The sequence below is a fragment of the Pseudomonas sp. 9Ag genome (assembly GCF_902506445.1).
Classification (GTDB): Bacteria; Pseudomonadota; Gammaproteobacteria; order Pseudomonadales; family Pseudomonadaceae; genus Stutzerimonas; species Stutzerimonas stutzeri_AB.
The window spans coordinates 625,049-645,645 of sequence record NZ_LR733836.1 but is presented as its reverse complement, the minus strand read 5'-3'; the positions used below and the strand labels follow the sequence as shown (position 1 = coordinate 645,645).

Genomic DNA, 20,597 nt, shown 5'->3' with positions numbered 1-20,597 from the left:
TTCACCTCTTGTTCGATTTATTGGCTCAGCGGCTGGAGGCGCACTGCGGCCTCGAGGCCGGCCAGTTGTGTCGTGTCGGTGATACCAAAGCCGACCTGCCCGACTGCCTGCGCGGCGATTGCGGTAGCGTGTGTGAGCGTTCGCTCGGCTGGCCAGCCTTCCAGCAGGCCGTGGAGCATGCCGGCGAGCAGTGAGTCTCCCGCACCAACGGTGCTGACAACCTGAACCTTGGGCGGGATGGCATGCAGTGCCAGGTTCGGCGAGAACCAGCTGACGCCGTTTGCGCCCTGCGAAACCACCACGTGTTCGATACCTTCGGCTTGCAGACGTCGCGCTTCGGCGGTCAGCTCCGACGACTTGCTCAGCGCGATGCCACGGGCCTCGCCCAGCTCCTCCTCGTTGGGTTTGATCAGCCAGGGCGAGGCCGACAGGCCTTCACGCAGGGCGTCGCCACTGGTGTCCAGCGCCACCCGCACGCCGAGCGCTTTGAGCGTGTTGAGCAGCTGGACGAACCACTGGCTGGCGATGCCGCGAGGCAAGCTGCCAGCGACCACCACCAGGTCATGGACAGGCGCCAGGCGCTCCAGGCGGGCCAGCAGCTCGGCGCAGTGCGCCTCGCTCACCATCAGCCCCGGTCCGTTGATGTCGGTGACCTGCCCACCCGCTTCGGCCAGTTTGATGTTGCTACGGGTATCACCCGGCACGCGGACAAATTCGTCGGCAAAGCCCCGTGCGGCGAACAGCTGCTCGAAGGCTTGCGGGTTGCCTTCGCCGAGAAAGCCGGTGACGGTCAGTTGATGACCGAGATCAGCCAGCACCTGCGCCACGTTGAGGCCCTTGCCTGCAGCATGCACCTGCAGGCTGTCGCTGCGATTGACCTCGCCCAGGCGCAGCGACGGCAGCTGCACCGTCAGGTCGAGGGCCGGATTAAGCGTGACAGTGAGGACGCGGGCCATCAGCAGTGCTCCCCAACGAAGGCGCGAACTTCATGTGCACCGGGCAACATCAGCGCTTGCTTGGCCAGTTGCTGGCAGGCGGCAAAATCCAGCTCGCGCACCCGCGCCTTCACAAGCGCAATACTGCGCGCCGACACGCTGAGTTCATCCACACCCAGGCCGACCAGCATCGGCACGGCGAGCGCATCAGCGGCCAGCTCGCCGCAGACGCCGACCCACTTGCCATGGGCGTGAGCGGCCTCGACGGTCATGCCGATCAGGCGCAACACGGCCGGGTGCAAGCCGTCGGCCTGCCCCGAAAGCGTCGGGTGCCCACGGTCGATGGCCAGGGTGTACTGAGTGAGGTCATTGGTGCCGATGCTGAAGAAATCGACCTCCTGCGCCAGCACCGGCGCGATCAGCGCAGCGGAGGGGATCTCGATCATGATGCCGACCTGCAGGTCGGCCACTGGCAGCTCCTGACGCAGGCGATCGACCATGGCCTTGGCGCTGCGCCATTCGTCAATGTTGCCGACCATGGGGAACATGATCCGCAGCGGACGGCCCTCGGCCGAGGCGAGCAAGGCGCGTAGCTGGGTTTCGAGAATGTCCGGACGCTGCAGGCTCAGGCGAATGCCGCGCACGCCGAGGAAGGGGTTTTCTTCGGCCGGCATCGGCCAGTACGGCAGCGGTTTGTCGCCGCCGACATCCAGGGTTCGCACCACCAGCGGACGGCCTTCGAGGGCTTCCAGCACGCGGCGGTACTCGGCCTCCTGGGTGGCCTGATCCGGCGCCTGGGCATGGTTCATGAACACCAGTTCAGTACGCAGCAGGCCGATGCCCTCGGCCCCCATCGCCACCGCTTCAGGCGTCTCGCCGGCTGCGCCGATGTTGGCGGCGATTTCCACCGGATGTCCGTCTCGGGTGATGGCCGGCTCCAGGCGTCGCTCATTTGCCAGGCGCTTGCGCTCCTCGCGGGTAGCGCGCTCGCTACGGGCCTGTTCCAGCTGCGCGTCGGTCGGCGCGACCAGCAGCTCGCCGCGCTCGCCGTCGAGCAACAACAAGGTGTTGGGTGCCAGCCCGAGCACACCCGGCCCAGCGCCGACAATCGCGGGAATGCCCAGTGCGCGGGCGATGATCGCGCTGTGGGAGGTGGCGCCGCCGCCAGCGGTAAGGATGCCGGCGACGCGCTGGGCATTGAGCGTGGCGACGTCCGAGGGCGCTACCTCGTCCATCACCAAAATGTAGGGTTCGTCCGGCGCCTGCTCGGCTTCGACACCGGTCAGACAGGCCAGCATGCGGCGACCCACATCCCGCAGGTCCGCGGCGCGCTCGGCCAGCAGCTTGTCGTGCAGGGCTTCCTGCTGCTGCGCTGCGCTGTCGATTTCCTCCATCCAGGCTGCTTCGGCGCTCAAGCCCTTTTGCAAGCGCACCTGGACTTCTTCGCGTAGCGCCGGGTCTTTTAGCATGGCCTGGTGAGTGGTGAAGATGTCGCGGATGCTGGCGACCTGGCTTTCTTCGATCAGCGTGCCGATTTCCGCATGAACCTTGTCCAGCGCGGCGTCCAGTCGTTGCAGTTCAGCTGCCGGCGACTCGCCGCGCTTGGGGTAATCAATCACCTGCGGTTTGCGCACCAGCACCGGACCGATGGCGATGCCCGGCGACGCGGCGATGCCGTTCACCTGCTCACCGGCGCGCAGCGCGGCCTGCTCGATGGCTGACGCTGCAGGCCCCTCGGTGATCTCGAGGGGCTCGCTCGCGCTCCCCGCGACCGGTAGCGGTTCGATCTCTTCGCCCAAGCCTTCCTCGACAGCGCGCACCAGCGCCGGCAGCGCATCGCCGGCAATGCCGGGCTCGGCCATGAATTCCAGAACCTGACCGCGCTGCGCGCCCATCGCCAACAGTTTGCTCAGGCTCTTGACCGACACGCCGGCGTTTTCGCTGCCAGCCTGACGGACGCGAATCTCTCCCTCGAAGGACTGGGCAATTTCGGTGAGCACCTTGGCCGGGCGCGCGTGCAGACCATGGGCGTTGGCCAGCGGCACCTGCGCGCTTGGCCAGTCGGCGGGCACCTCGCCGCCCAGAGCTTCGAGCACCGTGCGGCTGGAAGTCGCCTGACTCAGCTCCTGCCCGCGGCCTTCGATCAGCAGGTTGCACAGCCGCTCGAGCATGGCCTGATGCGCCTCACCCATGCTGGCCAACACGAACAGCCCATTGAGCGGCTGGCCCTGATGCTCGAGATTCGAGACTGGCGTGACGAAAGCGAGGCCAGGACGCTGCACCGACTGCTCGCTGCTGAGCCACCACAGGCCATCCCCCAGCGGCAGCGACTGGCCGAGCGGCAGACTGGCATTGAAGCCAGGCTCCACGCATTGCGCCCGCTTGAGCAGCTTGACGCCCTGCCAGGCCAGCTCATCGAAGTCATCGGCGACGACGCCCAGCCCGACCAGCTCGCCATCGAGCGCCAGTGCCTGCGGCGCACCCTGCAGCAGATCAATGATCGCCTCGGGGCTCTGCGCCTTTTGCAGCGCCTCGCTCAGATCGCCTTCGCCCAGCGCTCGGGTCAACAGCTGCAGCAACCGCAGATGCTCATCCGAACGCGCGGCAATGCCGATGGCGAGGTACACCTGCTGACCGTTTCCCCAATCCACACCTGCGGGAAAGTGCAGCAGCCGTACGCCGGTGGTGAACACCTGATCGCGGGTCTCCGGCGTGCCGTGGGGAATCGCGATGCCCTGACCGAGAAAGGTCGAGCCTTGCGCTTCGCGCGCGCGCAAACCGTCGAGGTAACCGGGCGCCACCAGCCCGTCGGCGACCAGCACCTCGCCCAGCAGAGCCAGCGCCGCGGGCTTATCTGCTGCGGCTTGATGCATGTGGATGTGCTGTGCATTCAACTCAAGCATGGGAGAACTCCTGCGGGGCTCGCGATTGTTGTGGCCGACGGCTGCGTCGGCATTGCCCGAATCCTGGGCTGGCGCTTCAGACCGAAAGACTGCTGAAACGTTTCACCTAAGGCTGGCACATTACGCAATATTGGGTAATTCTAGAAGCCCGATTTCATACCACCCGTCTCAGGACCCTCTGTTTGAAACTGACCGACATCGCCCGCCTTGCTAACGTTTCGGTAACCACGGCCAGCTACGTGCTCAACGGCAAGGCCGCTCAGCGGCGGATCAGCGCGGCCACGGTCGAACGGGTGATGGCTGTGGCTGAGCAGCAGGGTTTTCAGCTCGACCAGCAGGCTGCCGGCCTGCGCCGAGGACAGTCGCGCACGCTGGGCTTCGTTGTTCCGGATCTGGAAAACCCCAGTTATGCACGCCTGGCCAAGCTGCTGGAGCAGCGGGCACGGCAGCGCGGCTACCAGCTGCTGATCGCCGGAACCGATGACGAGCCAGACACCGAGCGTCAGGTCATTCAGCTGCTGCGCTCGCGCCGCTGCGATGCCTTGATCGTCGCCAGCTGCCTGCCAGGGGACGACGCCAGCTATCAAAAACTGCTCGCTGCAGGCCTACCGGTAATCGCCCTCGACCGGGCGTTGGATGCGGAGCATTTCTGTTCGGTGGTCAGTGCCGACTGCGAGGCGGCGGTGCAATTGACCCGCTCGCTGCACCTCCCGCCCACCGCCCACATCGCATTGATCAGTGCACGGCCAGCCCTGCGGATCAGCCAGCAGCGCGAGGAAGGTTTCCATCGCGCCTTGGCTAACCATTCCGGTCAGGTCAGCGTGCTGCGGGCCGAGCAGTTCAGCCGTGCCTGCGGCCGGCAACAGATGCTGACCCTGCTCGACAAAGGGTCACTACCTGACGCCCTGATCACCACCGCCTACGTGTTGCTAGAAGGCGTCTTCGATGCGCTGCGCGAGCGTGATCTGCTGTGGCCGGACAATCTGCAACTGGCCACTTTTGGCGATGCGCAATTGCTGGATTTCCTGCCAATCAAGGTCAACGCGATCTCCCAGCAGCATGAGCAGATCGCCGAACAAGCGTTGAGCCACGCGATTCGCGCCATCGAGCAGAACGACTATCGCCCCGGCGTTATCGCCATCGAACGGGTCCTGAAACAGCGCCGTCACTGACGCCCCTTGCGGGCGCCGACGCGCTGGCGGAAGCTTGTCGCCTTTCAACGAGCCGCCCTAGCCTAGATGAACATCGAACAGATCACCCAACGCCTGCACGCGATCCGCGATCAGAACGAGTGGCAGCGTTATCACAGCCCGAAGAACCTTGCGATGGCCGCCAGTGTGGAAATGGCCGAGCTGGTGGAAATCTTCCAGTGGCAGACCGAAGACGAGTCGCGCCAGCTGCCAAGCGACAAACTCGCGCATGCCGGCCAGGAGGTCGGCGACATCCTCATGTACCTGCTGCTGATGTGCAGCGAGCTGGGCATCGACATGGAGCAGGCCTTGCTGGCCAAGCTCGCCGACAACGAGCGGCGGTTCGCCCGATGAGCGACCGGCATTTCGATGAGCTGGCGACGCGCTTCGCCGAGAAAATCTACGGCGGCGCCAAGGGCGCAATCCGCCTCGCCGTGCTGCAGGCGGATCTCACCGAGGTACTGCCAGAGCGGCCTTTGCGCGTTCTGGACATTGGCGCCGGCCTCGGTCACATGAGCCTGTGGCTGGCGCAGCAGGGCCATCAGGTGACGCTGGCCGAACCCGCCGAACCCATGCTCGAAGGCGCTCGCAAGCAGTTCGCCGAAGCAGGCCAGACCGGTACGTTTATTCAGGCGCCCTGGCAGGATGTAGAAAGCCACGTCGAAGGTCGTTTCGATCTGGTCATCTGCCATGCGGTGCTGGAATGGCTGGCCGAACCGCAAGCGATCCTGCCGGTTCTGCACCGCCTGATCGCCGAAGACGGCTGGCTGTCGCTGGCCTTCTACAACCGCGATGCGCTGATCTATCGCAATTTGCTCAAGGGCCATTTCAAGAAGTTGCGCAGCCAGACCTATGCCGGCGAGCGTCAGAGCCTGACCCCGCAACAGCCGCTCGACCCGCGCGAACTGGCGGCGCAACTCGCACCGCACTGGCAGGTCGAATCAACCAGTGGCGTGCGCGTATTCCATGACTACATGCCCGCCGATTTCCAGGCCCGTACCGAGGCTGCCGACCTGATCGAGATGGAACTGGCCTACCGCCGCCATCCGACCTTCGCCGGCCTTGGGCGTTACCTGCACTGGTTGTGTCGGCCGCTCTGAGCCGACCGGGAGGTCCCGATGTCGATCCGCCCTGCGCTGCCCCTGTTTTACTCGCTGCTTGGATTGAGCCTCGCGGCGTGCCAGGGCAGCAACCCGTACACCATCGACTCTGCGCCGATTCCACCGGCTCCGCCCATCGAACGCATCCAGTCGCCCACCTACCCGGCGGCGCCGCAGGACTTTTCCAGCTACCAGAACTGGAGTTGGCGCAACCCTCCGGCGGGTACGGCTTCGCTGGGTGCCGAGGAGCTGCAGGAAATGATCTCCGGCGCGCTCGATCAACGCGGCTTGCGCCCGGCACCAGCCGGCGCCAAGGGCGATGTGCAGATCAGCGCCAGCGCACAGATGGAGACACGCGTGCGGCAGGTCTACGATGACTATGGCCCCCGAGTAGGCGTCGGTGCCGGGCGCTATGGTGGTTACGGCCCGGGGTACAACACCGGTTACGGCATTGGCGGCAGCACCCCGATGGTGCGCAACTATGAAGAAGAAGTGGTCACGGTGCGCATCGAGATGATCGACAGCGGCTCTGGCCAGACCGTCTGGAGCAATCGTGCCGAGGCCCGCAGTGGCGGAGATCAGGCCGAACGCAAGGACGCCGCGCGAGAAGCCGTGAACCGGGCGCTCGCCGATTATCCGCCGCGCTGAGATTGCATAATTTACGTAAGGAGAACCGAGATGCTCCGTTCACTGCTGATGCTGCCCCTGCTGCTGGTGCTGGCTGCCTGCCAGAGCACCCAGGTGCAGCGCGACTTCGACCCGCAGCGCGACTTTTCCGCCTACCGTACTTGGAGCTGGAAAGAGCCTGCCCTGCAGTACCGCCCCGATGATCCGCGCATCAAGAGCGACCTGACCGAACAGCGCATTCGCAGCGCCGTCAGCGAACAGCTGGATCAGCGCGGACTGCGCCAGGCAGCGTCAGGCGCGCAACCGGATCTGCTGGTGCAGGCCTGGTTTCTCGTCGATGAGCGCAGCCAGCAATACACCACCTCGTCGATCGGCGCCTGGGGCGGCCCCTGGCACGGTTACTGGGGTGGCCCGATGATCGCCGACACCCGCACCATCCACTATCAGGTCGGCACCTTGCAGCTGGATCTGTACGACGCTGACGACGGCAAGCTGGTCTGGCGCGGCAGCGCAGAACAGGTCCTGCGCGACAACCCCGGCAGCCCTCAGGAGCGGGCCGGGATGTTCCGCGAAACCGTCAACAAGGTTCTTTCACAATACCCACCGCGCTAACATTGCCGGCTGGCTCCCCTTTCAACCCGCCGCTCCGGCGGGTTTTTATTTCGCCTCTCGGAGACATTCGCATGCCTGTCACAGCCTGGTGGCTTCTTGTGATGCCATTGATTGCCGGGGCTTTCCTGCCCCTACAAGCCGGCATCAACGGACAGGTCGCCAAGCACTTTGGCAGCGTCATGGGCGCGGCAATGCTCTCCTTTGCGGTGGGCACAGCGGCGCTGCTCTGTGTCGTGTTGTTCCAGCGAGACATGCCGGGCCTCCAGGCGTTACGCGGGCTTAATTGGTATCACTGGTGCGCCGGCCTGCTGGGCATGTTCTTTATTGCCACCGCCGCCTTTGCCGGCCCGCGCATCGGTGCGCTGCTGTTCATGGCACTGGTGCTGGCCGGGCAGCTGGGCATGGCGCTGCTGCTGGACCATTTCGGCTGGGCGGGCTTTCGTCAGTCGTCGATCAGCCTGGGCAAGCTAGGCGGGTTGGTGCTGATTTTCGCAGGCGTCTGGATGATCCGCCGCGGCTGAGCGCGGCGGTCGAACTATTTGCGCTCGAAGGCGTAGAACAGGTTGGGCTCGCTGACCAGATACAGGTCACCACGGTCGTCAAAGGTCATGCCCTCAGCCTGAGGCACGCTGTTATCGAGACCGGCGAAGCCGCTCCACAGTGAGCGGAAGCTGACCAGCTCGCCCTCACTGTCGAGTTCGAGCATCATCTTGGCTTCGTCGCTGAGCAGCACCAGGTGGCCGGTGCGCTCGTCGTAGTGAACCGAGGCGAGATCGCTGGCCATGTCTTTGTCTTCGATCCAGGCTTCGCGGTCGATGACGTTTAGATTCAGCTGCCCGTTGAAGCTGGCCTTGATGCCCTGGATCTCGTAGAGCTTGCGCGGCGAATGTTCCTTCACTACAAACAGTCGATCACCGGCACGGTCGTAGCCCAGTCCCTCGAAGCCCGCGTTATCCGACGCGCCCATCGACAGCGACACAGCCGCGTAATCCTCCCGCACCAGCTCACCAGGACTTGTGGGGACCGGCAGGATCACAATCGACTGGCTGCGCTCCTCGGCCACCGCCAGCAGGTTGTCACCCAGGTAGGTGACCGCTTCGACATCGATGAAGCCCTTGAGCGGATAACGGGCAATGAATTCGCCATTGAGGTCGAGCGCAATCAGCTCTTCGGGGTTGTTCACCACGGCCCAGAGCTGGTTGCGCTGCTCATCGAAGGTCAGCCCGGAAAGGTTGTTGGCGACGGTCGCCACCGGCTTTGCCTCGACCCGCACCTGATATTCGGGCAACCAGAGGCTGCGCGCCTGGTGGGTCTCTGCGTTCCAGGCCGACTGCAGCGCATAGAACAGCCGCTCATCGAGGTGGAAGGTGGCAGCAACGTGCAACAGACCTGCAGCCAGCATTCCCAACGCCCAGACCTGCGGGCGAACCTGGGGCAACCAACGCGGGCGGGTACTGGTGGCAGTCGGCATCGTCTTTTTCTCGTTGGGCGCTAGCGGGATAGCCTGATCGGGACGGATTGCAATTGCATGACGGTGCGCGCGATGGCGACGATCAGCCTGCTACTGACCCATCGCCGCAGTGGCGGTTCAATCGCAACGCCGGGAACTGCCAGGCCGATTGACAGCCCAATGGCCAGGGAACGGCTGCGCTTGCGGCCGCATATCGTTTGTCAGGAGTGCAGCATGCAGGTGGAAAGCTTTTTCGAATGGTTGGGCCAGGCGCTCGGCACCGTGATTCGTTACATCGTCGATGCACTCAGTGGGTTTTTCGGGCTGTTCGCCGATGCTGGCGCCAACTTTCTCGAGGGTCTGTCGCGCACCCTTGGCATGGACCGTTCACTGATCAGCCTCATTGCACTGGCCATCGGCCTGATGCTGCTGGTCGGCGCCTTTCGCGCCTTTTTCCGCCGCTCGATCATCGCTGGCGTGATCTATCTGTTCCTCGGGCTCTGGCTGCTGAGCTGGCTGATCCACTGAGCGATTCGTAGCGCCCTGCATCATCGACCACTAGGCCGAACACGCTCCAGCCCCATCACTCGGCTGCGCTCCGGCCCCTCGCGACGTATCATGCGCGGCTGCTCTGGAGCCCTTCATGTTTTTGACCGCCTGGCGGCACGCCCCCACCCATAAACGGGTCTGGGCGCTGGCTGCGCCGATGATTCTGTCCAACCTCTCCGTGCCGCTGGTGGCGCTGGTCGACAGTGCTGTCATCGGCCACCTGCCGCATGCGCATCAGCTGGCGTCGGTCGCCGTCGGCGGCAGCCTCTATACCCTGCTGGTATGGGTCATGGGATTTCTGCGCATGGGCACCACCGGCTTCGCCGCCCAGGCCGCCGGGCGCGAGGATGGCGGCGCGCTGCGCCAGGTGTTGCTGCAAGGGTTACTGCTGGCACTGGGCTTCGCCCTGCTGTTGAGCCTGGTCGCACTGCCACTCAAAGGCTACGCATTGCAGCTGATGCAGCCATCGGCGGAGCTGGACAACCTGACCCAGGCCTATTTCCACACCCGCCTGTTCGGCCTGCCCGCCGCGTTGGCGAGCCTGGCACTGATCGGCTGGTTTCTCGGCACCCAGAATGCCCGCGCGCCGCTGGCCATCCTGCTGACGACGAACCTGATCAACGTCGCGCTGGACCTGTGGTTCGTCATCGGGCTGGAGTGGGGCGTGGCCGGTGCCGCACGCGCCTCGGTCATTGCCGAATGGAGCGGTGTACTGGTCGGTCTCGCGCTGACCCGAGGCGCGCTGTTGCGTTATGCCGGGCGCCTGGACCGCCACGCGCTGCGCCTGTGGGCCAGTTGGCGCCCGCTGATGTCAGTCAATCGGGACATTTTCCTGCGCTCGCTGGCGCTGCAGCTGGTGTTCTTCCTCGTCACCGTACAGGGGACGCGGCTGGGCGATGCGACGGTGGCGGCCAATGCCTTGCTGCTGAACGGTTTGATGCTCACGGCGCACGCCCTCGACGGCTTGGCCCATGCAGTCGAAGCGCTCAGTGGCCATGCCATCGGCGCACAGAGCCGCACCGAGCTGCGTCGGATCCTGACCGTTGCCGGCGGCTGGTCGCTGCTGGCAAGTCTGGCCTTCGGGCTGTTCTTCCTGCTGGGCGGCGAGCTGTTCATCAGCCTGCAGACCGACATCCCCTCAGTACGCGAGACCGCCACGACTTACCTCCCCTATCTCGCCGCGCTGCCCCTGGTCGCGGTCTGGAGCTATCTGCTCGACGGCTTGTTCATTGGCGCCACCCGCGCGCGGGAAATGCGAAACGCCATGCTGCTAGCCGTCCTGATTTCGTTACCATTGGGCTGGTTGCTGCGTGGCATGGGCAATCACGGATTGTGGTTGGCCTTCCTCGCCTTCATGCTCCTGCGGGGCCTGTGTCTGGGGAGCATCGCCAGACGCCTGCAACGCCAGGGGCAATGGTTCGCTTCGATCCATACGGCGCCAGCTGTCAACGCCACAGCGCAACAACCCTAACCAAAGGACCTTTAGAAAATGGCCTATGCCGTCGCCGCCTACCTGCACTTCGTGGCGATCTTCCTACTGTTCTCCCTGCTGGTGCTCGAACACCAGCTGTTCCGCCTGCCGCTGAATTTCAAACGCGCCCGCAGCCTGTTTCGCGTTGATCTGGCCTTTGGTATCGCAGCCGGCCTGGTGCTGCTGACCGGCGCCGCACGAGCAATGCGCTATGGCAAGGGGTTGGACTACTACCTCAACAACAGCTTCTTTCACGCCAAGGTCGGCTTGTTCGTCGCCGTCGCGCTGCTATCGATCTACCCCACCGTGACCTTCCTCAAGTGGCGTCCGGCACTGAAGGCCGGGCAGGTCCCGTCGATCACGCCTTCGGCTGCGCGCTGGGTGAAAACGGTAATCCGCATCGAGCTGCTTGCTCTGTTGCTGATTCCTCTGCTGGCGACGTTTATGGCGCGCGGGCTTGGCGTGATTCCGCAGTAGGCCCGCAACCTTCCGGCCGCTTGGTCAACTCCTGCCTTCGAGGCTGATCTGAGCGTCCGCGTTGGAACAGCGGCGAAATTCTTCGAAAACGATTCCAGACATCGACTGTCGACTCAAGACCGCGGCGCAGCAGTTCATAAGCCCGCATCACCCGACGGAGCCGAGCCGATGACCGAACGCCTGAGCATAACGCCCCTCCCTTTCAATCCCGATTTCGAGCAAGTGCCGGACGATGAGTCCGAGACCATTTCCGGTCTGATCCAGGCGATGCGCGAGATCGCCGAGACGACCTTTGCTGACGGCGGCCATGCCATTCGCAGCGTACATGCCAAGAGCCACGGCCTGTTGCAGGGCGAAATCGAGGTTCTGCCCGACCTGCCGCCGGAACTGGCCCAGGGTGCTTTCGCCAAAGCAGGAAAAATGCCGGTGGTGATGCGCTACTCGACCAACCCAGGCGACATTCTTGATGACAAGGTTTCGACCCCGCGCGGGCTGGCGATCAAGCTCATCGGCGTCGAGGGCGAACGCCTGCCCAACAGCGATGCCGAGGTCACCCAGGATTTCGTCATGGTCAACGCGCCGGCCTTCATGGTGCCGACGCCCAAGGATTTCCTAAAGTCGGTGAAGCTGATCGCCAAGACCACCGACCGCGCGCCCCGCGCCAAGCAAGCGCTGTCTGCTGCCCTGCGCGGTGCCGAGAGCTTGGTGGAAAAAGCCGGAGGGGAAAGCGCAACGCTCAAAGGCATGGGCGGTCATCCCACCACCAACCTGCTTGGGGAGACTTACTACAGCGTGGTTCCAGTGCTCTACGGCCGCTATTTCGCCAAGCTTTCGCTGGCCCCGGTGTCCCCGGAGCTGAAAGCCTTGACCGACCAGAACGTCGACCTGAAGGACAAGCCGAACGGGTTGCGCGAGGCGATCAACGACCATTTCGCTCAGCACGGCGGGACCTGGGAGCTGCGCGTTCAGCTCGCCACCGACATCGAGAAAATGCCCATCGAGGATGCCAGCGTGGTCTGGCCAGAAGATGCCAGCCCTTACGTCACGGTGGCGCGGATCGAGGTGCAGCCGCAATCGGCCTGGAGCGAAGCCCGCGCAGCGGTGGTGGATGACCAGATGTCCTTCAGCCCCTGGCATGGACTGGCGGCCCATCGACCGCTCGGCGGCATCATGCGTTCGCGCAAGCCAGCCTATGAGATGTCATCCGAGTTCCGTGCTCGTCACAACGGCTGCCCGATGCATGAGCCGAAAACACTGGACCGGCTACCGAGCTGAACCACCGAGCTGTAATGCGACGCCCCGGCAGGCTTGCCGGGGCGTTTTCACATCAGCGCCAGATATTGTTGTTGATCTTGGCTTTCAACTCCGGGTAATCCGCGGCCTTGAACGTCGGCACCTCGCCCGCCTTGATCTGCGCCATATAGTCCTTGGTCAACTTCACCACCGTGCCGGAAAGCAGCGTGATTGCGATCAGGTTGATCGTCGCCATCAGCCCCATCGACGCATCCGCCGCGTTGAACACGGTCGTGACTGCCTCGTAAGCGCCCCAGATCACCATTCCCAATGCCGCCAGGCGCAGCAGGGTCAGCCCGAGTTTGTTACCGGCACCCAGGAAGATCAGCGCGTTCTCCGCATAGGCGTAGTTGGCGACAATCGAGGTAAAGGCGAAAAACAGAATAGCGATGGCGATGAAGTAGGTCCCAGCCACGCCGATGTGGCTTTCCATTGCCTGCTGGGTGAGCTGCGTGCCGGTCACACCCGAACCGGGCTCCAGAACGCCCGACAGAAGAATCATCACCGCGGTCGCGGTGCAGATGACGATGGTGTCGATGAACACGCCCATCGCCTGCACCAGCCCCTGGGAAGACGGATGATGCGGCGCTGGGGTCGCGGTCGCCGCCACGTTGGGCGCCGAGCCCATGCCTGCCTCGTTGGAGAACAAGCCGCGCTTGATGCCATTGAGCATCGCCGCGGTCACCGAGCCGGCGACACCACCGGCGGCCTCTTCAAGGCCAAAGGCGCTGCGGACGATGGTCATCAGCACGCCTGGCACCTCGGTGATGTTCATCAGCAACACGACCAGTGCCATCAGCACATACAGGCCCGCCATCAGCGGCACCACGAGTTCGGCGAAGCGCGCGATGGAGCGTAGCCCGCCGAAGATCACCAGCCCGGCGAGAATGGCGATGGCAATGCCAACCCAGAGTTTCGGGACACCAAACGCGCCCTCCATGGCGTCGGCGATGGAATTGGCCTGCACCGCGTTGAACACCAGCCCGAACGAGATGATCAGCGCCACGGAAAACACGCCGCCAGCCCACGGCGCCTTCAAGCCCTTGGCAATGTAGAACGCCGGGCCGCCCCGGTACTGACCCTCCCCGTCGCGCACCTTGTACAGCTGCGCGAGTGAGCTTTCCGCATAGGCCGTGGCCATGCCCACCAGCGCGACAACCCACATCCAGAAGATCGCGCCGGCACCGCCCAGGTAAAGCGCAACGGCTACCCCGGCCAGGTTGCCGGTGCCGACCCGCGACGCAAGGCTGGTACACAATGCCTGGAACGGTGAGATACCTGACGAATCGCTTTGTCGCGCGCCTCTGATTGCCCGAACCATCTCACCGAAATGCAGAAACTGCAGGAAGCCCAGGCGGATGGTGAAGAACACACCCACCGCAAGCAGCCCGTAGATAAGAACGTAGCCCCAGAAGATGGTGTTGAGAAAGTCGACGATGAAAGTCATGAAGGCGCCTTTTCGTGAGAAACGTAAGGGGTACGGCTTACTCTAGTCGCTACGCTGGGCAGCACCAGCCAGAGCGCGTAGAGCAGCCTGGACGCAAGGTCGGAACCGACTCTGCCGCGAGGGTTCAATCGGAACGGCAAAGCCTGTCACCGCTACAGCTGCAGTGCCGCCCTGGCCCCCAGCTGCGACTGGCGTTATGGTCGGCACATTTCCATCCAAGGACGAATCATGGCCGCCAAACCCAGCAACGCCCGTCAGCAGATCCATCTTGCGGTGCTTATCGACGCCGATAACGCCCCCGCCGCGATTGTCGAAGGCCTGTTCGAGGAAATCGCCAAATACGGCGTCGCCAGCGTCAAGCGCATCTACGGCGACTGGACCAAGCCCAACCTGGGGAGCTGGAAAAAGGTCCTGCTCGACTATTCGATCCAGCCGATTCAGCAATTCGCCTACACCTCCGGCAAGAACGCCACCGACAGCTCGCTGATCATCGATGCGATGGACTTGCTGTACACACGACGCTTCGACGGCTTCTGCCTGGTCTCGAGCGACAGCGACTTCACCCGTCTGGCCGCTCGAATCCGCGAAGAAGGCCTGACCGTCTACGGCTTTGGCGAACAGAAGACTCCATCGCCCTTCGTTTCAGCCTGTGACAAGTTCATCTACACCGAAATCCTTCGCGCCGACGCACCCAAGACCTCACAGGAACCGCCCGCCAATGGCGACAAAACGCCTGCTCCTGTGTCTGCAGAGAAGAGCGACGACGACGCCAAGAGCAGCGAAAAGAGCAGCCAGGTCAAAGCGCAGAAAGCTCCGGTGGAGTTCATCGCCAAGGTGCTGAGCGACATTGCCGATGATGAAGATGACTGGGTGCAGCTCGGCGAACTCGGCTCCAACATCAGCAAGCTCCGCCCCGCCTTCGACCCGCGCCTGTATGGCTTCAAGAAACTCAGTGACCTGATCAAATCGCACCCCAAGCGCTTCGAACTGGAGGCAAGAGGCACCACCTCGACCGGCGGCAAGGCGCTTTATGCCCGTAATCTCAAGTCGAACAGGTAGCCCTGACTGAACGAGACCAGGCATCGCGCAACCAAATCGGCGTGCAGCACCGAACCCTCACCCCTCGAACCCTTCTAAGCAGTCATCGACTCGAGGAGGTTTCCATGACCAAGGCACTGCTCACCACCCTAGGTTTAGCCCTTTGCGCACCTGTTGCGTTTGCCCAGACACCCAAGCCCGACGTGATTACTCACCTGAACGACCTGGATATAGAGGTCAGCGCCATGGGCGTGCCGACCTCTACCACCGAGGCTGGCGGTGAGCTGGTGGGGATTCGGGCGGTAAAGGTGATGAACAACACGGGTGATACCGTGACCTGCGAATTTCACGTGCCGGACGATGCGCGGGCGGACACTTCCGCCCCGCCCGTTTTCAGCGTGAGCCCCAATACTCAGCGGGTAGAGCGAGTGCCAGGCGAATACTCCCCGGACCGGCCCTTTGCGGAACTGACCTGCCGCGGCGCCGCGCAAAGCATCGGCACGCCAACGGTCGAACCGACCAGCGAGCCGGAAGCCGAGCCCGCTGCCGGCACCCCGCTCGAAACCGAGGCTTCACCAACGCCCGCCAGCGAAACGCCAGCCGACTCAACGCGGACTCGCGAAGGCGCGAGCCGCGATCGTTGATCCGGATCGGTCGGATAATGCGCTCGTAAACTACGGGCGCATCGGCTGCGGCACAGTGCCCGTGAGTTTCCGCTTCAGGCGGACGGCAACCAGAGACTACGGCGTTGCTAGCGCCGCTCTTCGCGGATGAAGGGAATGCCCAGCGCGCCCGGCTGATTGCCGCTGATGTGCTTGCCGCTGGCCACCCAGATCATCACCGCCAGGGTGACGGCGTAGGGTGTCATCAGCACGAAGTACTGCGGCAGGCGCACGCCAGCGGCAGCCAGTTGCGGGATCAGCGCCTCGATGCAGCCGAACAGCAACGCACCGGCCAGCGCCTTCCACGGCGACCAGCGCGCAAAAATCACCAGCGCCACGGCAATCCAGCCACGGCCACCGGTCATGTCGGCAATCCACAGTTTGGTACTGAGCACCGAGATATAGCCCCCCGCGAGGCCGATCAGCGCGGAGCCGGCGAGAATCGCCGCCAACCGGTAGCCCATTACGGAAATGCCCGCCGCATCCGCCGCCTGCGGATTCTCCCCGACCGCGCGCATCCGCAGCCCTGTCGTACTGCGTGTGAGAAAGGCGACCACCGCGAGCACGATCAAGGGCGTCATGAACACCAGCGGGTTCTGCACGAAGACTTTGCCCAGGAGCGGTAACTCCGACAGCGGCCACAGCTCGACCGCGCCCAATCCCTTCACCGGCTTGTTGGTCCAGTCCAGCAGCGTGCCGAGCAGCCCGGTCAGCCCCTGGCAGAAGAACACCAGCGCCAACCCTGCGATCACCTGGTTGATCCGTAGCACCAGCACCATCAGTGCGAACAGCAACGACACCACCGCTGCTGCAACCATGGCCAGGAAAAGGGAGATGCCCGGCGTGCCGTAGTTCAGCTGAGCGCCGATACCGGCCAACGCGCCGACCAGCATCAGCCCTTCGGCCCCCAGCGACAGCACCCCGGCACGCTCGGTGAGAATCAGCCCCAGCGCCGCGAGGGCGAAAGGCACGGCGAAGTCCGGCGTATTGCCGAGCCAGTTGGCGATCATCTCCATCAGCTTTCGCCTCCCTGAACGCGGCGGATACGGTGGCGGATAAAGAAATCCGAGGAGGCGACGCAGATCACCAGGATCGCCTGGATCAGCTGCACCATGGAAAAGGGGATCTGGTAGAACACCTGCAGGCTGCGCCCGGCAACGAACAGCATCGCCATCAGCAATGCCACCACCAGCGCGGCCAGCGGATTGTTGCGCGCGAGAAAGGCAATCAGGATGCCGGAGAAGCCGTAGCCCTGATAGAACGACTGGGTCAGCCGTCCCTCCTGCCCCGCCGTGACCAGAAACCCGGCGATACCCGCCATGGCGCCAGAGATCAGCACCGTGCCGATGATCATCTTCTGCACCGGCACCCCGACTGCCCCCGCCACCCGCGGGTTGGCATCGACAAAGCGCAGGTACAACCCCGCGCGGGAAATGCCGAGAAACCACAGCGCCAGCAACGCGACGACCACCGCCAGCGGCACCGCCGCGCTGATGCCCTCGAACAGTTCGGGCAGGCGCTCGAACGGCTGAAACTGCGGCGAATAGGGAAACGAACTCTTCGGGTCCTTCCAGCTGCCGTAGAGCAGGTGCAGCAGGAAATTGATCGCCAGGTAATTGAGCATCAGCGTCGAGATGATCTCGTTGACCTTCAGCCGCAGCTTGAGCAGCACCGGCGCCAGCGCCCAGAGCAGGCCGCAGAAGATCGCCGCCGCCAGCATCAGCGGCAGGCGCAGCGCCGCAGGGCCGACCTCGAACAGCGAAATCGCCGTGGCACCGATGGCGCCCCAGATCATCTGGCCTTCCAGGCCCAGGTTCCAGAATTTGGCGCGAAAGGCCATGCACCCGGCCAAGCCGACGAGAATCATCGGCGCGGCCTGGAACAAAACGGCCTTCAGGCTCTGCGCGTCGAACACTGTGAGGATGACGAATTCGTTGAGCAGTTCGCCGGCCGGCACCCCGGCGGCGACCAGAATCGCGGCGGAAATGCCCAGGCCGAGCAATAGCGCGAGACCGATAATCAGCGCCTGCCAATGCCAGGCCAGCTGCTGACGGATCTCCAATGCGTAACGACGCGACAGCAGCGGCTGTTTCGACCGCTTCGCCACTGACGCAGCCTGATCCAGCATCACGGGGCGTACCTGCTCATTCATGACCGAACCTCTTCTGGCTGACCCGCTGCATCACTGAGCTTTCGGTGAACAGGCTCTTCATGATTGACCATGGCCCTGCCGATGGCCTGTCGGTCAGCCGGGCGCTCGAATTCGGCCACCATGCGCCCGCCACTCATCACGCCGATGCGGTCGGCCAGGGCCAGCACTTCGTCGAGGTCTTCACTGATCACCAGCACAGCCGCGCCGGCGTCGCGAGCGGCACGCAGCCGGCCGTGCACCGCGGCGGTGGCGCGCACGTCCAACCCGCGGCTGGGGCTGTGCACCAGCACCAGTTGCGGGTCGCGGGAAAATTCGCGGGCAATCACCAGCTTCTGCGCGTTGCCTCCGGAGAGCAGCGCAGCTTTCTGTTTCAGCGAGCGCACGCCCTGCACATCAAACCCGGCCACCGCCTCGGCGGCCTCGGCCTCCAGCCGCTTGCGCCGCAGGTTGAAGAACGAGCCATAGCGCCCGCTGTGAACCTGCCCGACGCCGAAGTTCTCGGCCACCGACAGCTCGCCGGCCAGTGCCGTGCCGTAGCGGTCAGCGGGGATCGCAGCGATGCGCAGCTGGCGCCGCTGTTCCGGGCTGGCCCGTCGCAAGTCGCCGAAGCCCGCCAAGTCCAGCGTGCCCTGGCAGGGCTCCGGCAACCCCATCAGCACGTTGGCCAGTTCGCTCTGGCCGTTGCCGCCGACACCGGCGACGCCATAGATCTCGCCGGCACGCAGGCTCAGCGTCACGCCATTTAGCGCGCCATGTCCGCCAGCCCCGGTCGAACGCAAATCGCGCACCTGCAGCCGCACCTCGCCCGGCGTCGCCGGCTGATACTCGCTGGCCGGCGCGGAATCACCCACGGTCAGGCGCACCAGTTCGGGCACCGAGACCGTCTGCGGATCAAGGGTTTGAATCGTCCGTCCGCCGCGCATCACGGTGACGCGGTCGGCAAAGCGTTTCACATCGGTCATCTTGTGGGTGACCAGGATCACCGCCGCGCCCTGACGAGCAAAGGCCCGCACCGTTTCCAGCAGGCGCTCGGCTTCCCCATCGGTCAGCACCGCTGTCGGCTCGTCGAGAATCAATATCCGCGCCCCCGCCAGCAAGACCTTGAGAATTTCCACCCGCTGTTGCTCGGCCACGGACAGTGACTCGGTGACCTGCTGCGGGTCGATGGTGAAACCCAGCTCTGCTGCCTTGTCGCTGATCCGCTGCTCCAATGCGGCCAAGCGCTGCCGATGGCTGCCCGAGAAGGCGTGGTTACCCGGCCCTTCGGGCAGGGCCAGCTGAATGTTCTCGGCCACGGTAAAAGGCTTCACCAGCTTGAAATGCTGATGAACCATGCCGATGTGGTAGCGGCTCGCATCGCGCGGGCCGCTGAGCCGCACCGCGTTGTCATTGATCAACAGCGATCCGCTTTCCGGTGCGTACAAGCCAGCGGCGATGTTCATCAGCGAGGATTTGCCTGCGCCGTTCTCGCCAAGCAGCGCGTGCACTTCGCCCCACTTGACGGTGAGGTCTGCCTGGGACAGGGCCATGAAGCCGTCGAACGACTTGCTCACCCCGGTCAGCTGGATCGCGTTGAGGTTGCTCATTGCTGGGTGATCACTCCCTTGACGAACCAGTCCATCTGCCACAGCGCAGGGTCGGCCATGACCTCGCCGGCGGCGATGCGCTCGGTGCCGTCACGGTCGACCATGGGCCCGGCATAGATCTTCTTCTCGCCTTTGAGCAGCTCTTCGCGGGCGGCCATGATCTTCGCCTTGTCTGCTTCGGAAACCGCCGGGCCGCAGCAGGCAGCGTCGGTGCCGCCTTCGGCCATGGACAGCAGCGCGCCGTTTTCCGGTGGCGTCCAGTTACCGGCGCTGAGCTTCTTCAGCTCCGGGGCGAGGAACTTGTCCCACACCCAGACCGAGGAGCAGACGGTTGCGTCCGGGGCGAACTCGCGCATGTCTCGGTGGTGGCCGGTGCCGTGCACGCCGCGCTCCTGGGCGACGATCTGCGGCGTCGGGCTATCGACGTGTTGGCCGAGCACATCAGCGCCGGCGTCGATCAACGCCATGGCGGCGGCGCGTTCCTTGACCGGATCGTTCCACGCGCCGGTATAGACCACGGTGACAGTGGCCTCCGGGTTGATCTGCTGGGCGCCGAGGGCAAACGCATTGACCGTCCAGTTCACCTGACCGAAGGGGTTGGCCGCAACAAAGCCGAGCTTGCCGGTCTTCGACGCCGCGCCCGCGGCCATGCCGCAGAGGTACTGGCTTTCGTAGGTACGGCCGTAGAAGGATTCGAGATTGCCGCTGTTGGTGGTGCCCGAGCCGTTGAGGAACGCCACGTCAGGGTATTTTTCGGCCAGTTCTTTGAAGGTGTCCGAGTAGCCGAAGGCGGTGCCGATGATCACGTTGGCGCCGCGCTGGATGAGGCGGTCCACCGCCGGGCGGATCGAAGAGGCGTTCTCCGGCACGCTCTCGACGTACTGAATCTTGGTATCCAGCTCGGTTTCGAGCTTCTGCCGCGCTTCATCGAAGGCCTGGGTCCAGCCGCCGTCGTTGCGCGGGCTGATGTAGAGCATGGCGATCTTCGCCGGCTTATCGAGGGTCAGCCCCTGCCCTTCCTGCGCCGAGGCGGCGCCAACAGTCGCCGCCAGGCCGAGAGCCACCGCCGCACACAAGGTCCGTTTCATGAACTTATTCAACATTT

General features: G+C 64.2%; 19 protein-coding genes and 1 pseudogene. 12 read left to right on the top strand and 8 right to left on the bottom strand.

What is annotated here, in order from left to right; genetic code table 11:
• Nucleotides 1–17: 17 nt before the first annotated feature.
• Entirely contained in the window at nt 18–956 is a 939-nt protein-coding gene (gene pfkB / locus ALTERO38_RS02935; RefSeq protein WP_159967219.1) for a 1-phosphofructokinase, read from the bottom strand.
• Nucleotides 956–3,838, bottom strand: a complete 2,883-nt coding sequence (gene ptsP, locus ALTERO38_RS02930; RefSeq protein ID WP_159967218.1) for a phosphoenolpyruvate--protein phosphotransferase — start codon at nt 3,836–3,838, stop codon at nt 956–958. Before ptsP ends, pfkB begins: the two co-directional genes overlap by 1 nt.
• A gap of 182 nt (nt 3,839–4,020) precedes the next feature.
• Between ptsP and cra the strand changes: the two genes are divergently transcribed.
• The 6 genes from cra to ALTERO38_RS02900 all read left to right on the top strand — a co-directional run bounded on the left by cra (nt 4,021) and on the right by ALTERO38_RS02900 (nt 7,888).
• Complete coding sequence (cra, locus tag ALTERO38_RS02925; RefSeq protein WP_159967217.1) at nt 4,021–5,010, top strand: catabolite repressor/activator; 990 nt, start codon at nt 4,021–4,023, stop codon at nt 5,008–5,010.
• 66 nt (nt 5,011–5,076) lie between these two features.
• Nucleotides 5,077–5,382 carry a nucleotide pyrophosphohydrolase gene (locus ALTERO38_RS02920; RefSeq protein WP_102836912.1) on the top strand — a complete coding sequence of 102 codons (306 nt, stop codon included), beginning with the start codon at nt 5,077–5,079 and terminating at the stop codon, nt 5,380–5,382.
• On the top strand, nt 5,379–6,128 hold the full coding sequence (locus ALTERO38_RS02915; RefSeq protein WP_159967216.1) for a methyltransferase domain-containing protein: 750 nt from the start codon (nt 5,379–5,381) through the stop codon (nt 6,126–6,128). The genes ALTERO38_RS02920 and ALTERO38_RS02915 overlap by 4 nt, the downstream gene beginning before the upstream one ends.
• An 18-nt stretch (nt 6,129–6,146) precedes the next feature.
• Complete coding sequence (locus ALTERO38_RS02910) at nt 6,147–6,776, top strand: DUF4136 domain-containing protein (protein WP_159967215.1); 630 nt, start codon at nt 6,147–6,149, stop codon at nt 6,774–6,776.
• A gap of 30 nt (nt 6,777–6,806) precedes the next feature.
• Entirely contained in the window at nt 6,807–7,367 is a 561-nt protein-coding gene (locus ALTERO38_RS02905; RefSeq protein WP_148925136.1) for a DUF4136 domain-containing protein, read from the top strand.
• A 71-nt stretch (nt 7,368–7,438) separates the two neighbouring features.
• Entirely contained in the window at nt 7,439–7,888 is a 450-nt protein-coding gene (locus ALTERO38_RS02900; RefSeq protein WP_148925137.1) for a DMT family transporter, read from the top strand.
• A gap of 14 nt (nt 7,889–7,902) precedes the next feature.
• Here the strand turns inward: ALTERO38_RS02900 and ALTERO38_RS02895 are convergent, their stop codons facing one another.
• Nucleotides 7,903–8,838, bottom strand: a complete 936-nt coding sequence (locus ALTERO38_RS02895) for an SdiA-regulated domain-containing protein (protein ID WP_159967214.1) — start codon at nt 8,836–8,838, stop codon at nt 7,903–7,905.
• Nucleotides 8,839–9,051: 213 nt separating this feature from the next.
• Here ALTERO38_RS02895 and ALTERO38_RS02890 point away from each other — a divergent pair, with 213 nt between their 5' ends.
• The 4 genes from ALTERO38_RS02890 (at nt 9,052) to ALTERO38_RS02875 (ending at nt 12,589) form a co-directional block, all read left to right on the top strand.
• Entirely contained in the window at nt 9,052–9,345 is a 294-nt protein-coding gene (locus ALTERO38_RS02890; RefSeq protein ID WP_045424622.1) for a hypothetical protein, read from the top strand.
• Between the two features lie 115 nt (nt 9,346–9,460).
• Nucleotides 9,461–10,837: an MATE family efflux transporter gene (locus tag ALTERO38_RS02885; protein ID WP_159967213.1), complete on the top strand. Its 1,377-nt coding sequence runs from the start codon at nt 9,461–9,463 to the stop codon at nt 10,835–10,837.
• A gap of 18 nt (nt 10,838–10,855) precedes the next feature.
• Nucleotides 10,856–11,314 (top strand): DUF2214 family protein, encoded by a 459-nt coding sequence (locus ALTERO38_RS02880; RefSeq protein WP_159967212.1) that lies wholly within the window; start codon nt 10,856–10,858, stop codon nt 11,312–11,314.
• A gap of 168 nt (nt 11,315–11,482) precedes the next feature.
• A complete protein-coding gene (locus tag ALTERO38_RS02875; RefSeq protein ID WP_159967211.1) occupies nt 11,483–12,589 on the top strand; it encodes a catalase family protein in 1,107 nt (368 codons plus the stop codon).
• A gap of 52 nt (nt 12,590–12,641) precedes the next feature.
• On the opposite strand, the gene ALTERO38_RS02870 is transcribed toward ALTERO38_RS02875, so the two are convergent.
• Nucleotides 12,642–14,054: a sodium:alanine symporter family protein gene (locus ALTERO38_RS02870; protein WP_159967210.1), complete on the bottom strand. Its 1,413-nt coding sequence runs from the start codon at nt 14,052–14,054 to the stop codon at nt 12,642–12,644.
• A 228-nt stretch (nt 14,055–14,282) separates the two neighbouring features.
• On the opposite strand from ALTERO38_RS02870, the gene ALTERO38_RS02865 reads away from it, so the two are divergent.
• Together ALTERO38_RS02865 and ALTERO38_RS02860 are read left to right on the top strand one after the other, a co-directional pair.
• On the top strand, nt 14,283–15,113 hold the full coding sequence (locus ALTERO38_RS02865; RefSeq protein WP_159967209.1) for an NYN domain-containing protein: 831 nt from the start codon (nt 14,283–14,285) through the stop codon (nt 15,111–15,113).
• 104 nt (nt 15,114–15,217) lie between these two features.
• Nucleotides 15,218–15,586, top strand: a pseudogene (locus ALTERO38_RS02860) (hypothetical protein); the annotation flags it as partial.
• A gap of 257 nt (nt 15,587–15,843) precedes the next feature.
• Here ALTERO38_RS02860 and ALTERO38_RS02855 read toward each other — a convergent pair.
• The 4 genes from ALTERO38_RS02855 to ALTERO38_RS02840 are packed head-to-tail and all read right to left on the bottom strand — an operon-like array spanning nt 15,844 to nt 20,595.
• Nucleotides 15,844–16,770, bottom strand: coding sequence for an ABC transporter permease (locus ALTERO38_RS02855; protein WP_159967207.1), 927 nt, complete (start codon nt 16,768–16,770; stop codon nt 15,844–15,846).
• Complete coding sequence (locus ALTERO38_RS02850; RefSeq protein ID WP_159967206.1) at nt 16,770–17,906, bottom strand: ABC transporter permease; 1,137 nt, start codon at nt 17,904–17,906, stop codon at nt 16,770–16,772. The genes ALTERO38_RS02855 and ALTERO38_RS02850 overlap by 1 nt, the downstream gene beginning before the upstream one ends.
• Entirely contained in the window at nt 17,903–19,492 is a 1,590-nt protein-coding gene (locus ALTERO38_RS02845) for an ABC transporter ATP-binding protein (RefSeq protein WP_159967205.1), read from the bottom strand. The genes ALTERO38_RS02850 and ALTERO38_RS02845 overlap by 4 nt, the downstream gene beginning before the upstream one ends.
• Nucleotides 19,489–20,595, bottom strand: coding sequence for a BMP family ABC transporter substrate-binding protein (locus ALTERO38_RS02840; protein WP_159967204.1), 1,107 nt, complete (start codon nt 20,593–20,595; stop codon nt 19,489–19,491). Before ALTERO38_RS02840 ends, ALTERO38_RS02845 begins: the two co-directional genes overlap by 4 nt.
• Between the last annotated feature and the right edge of the window lie 2 nt (nt 20,596–20,597).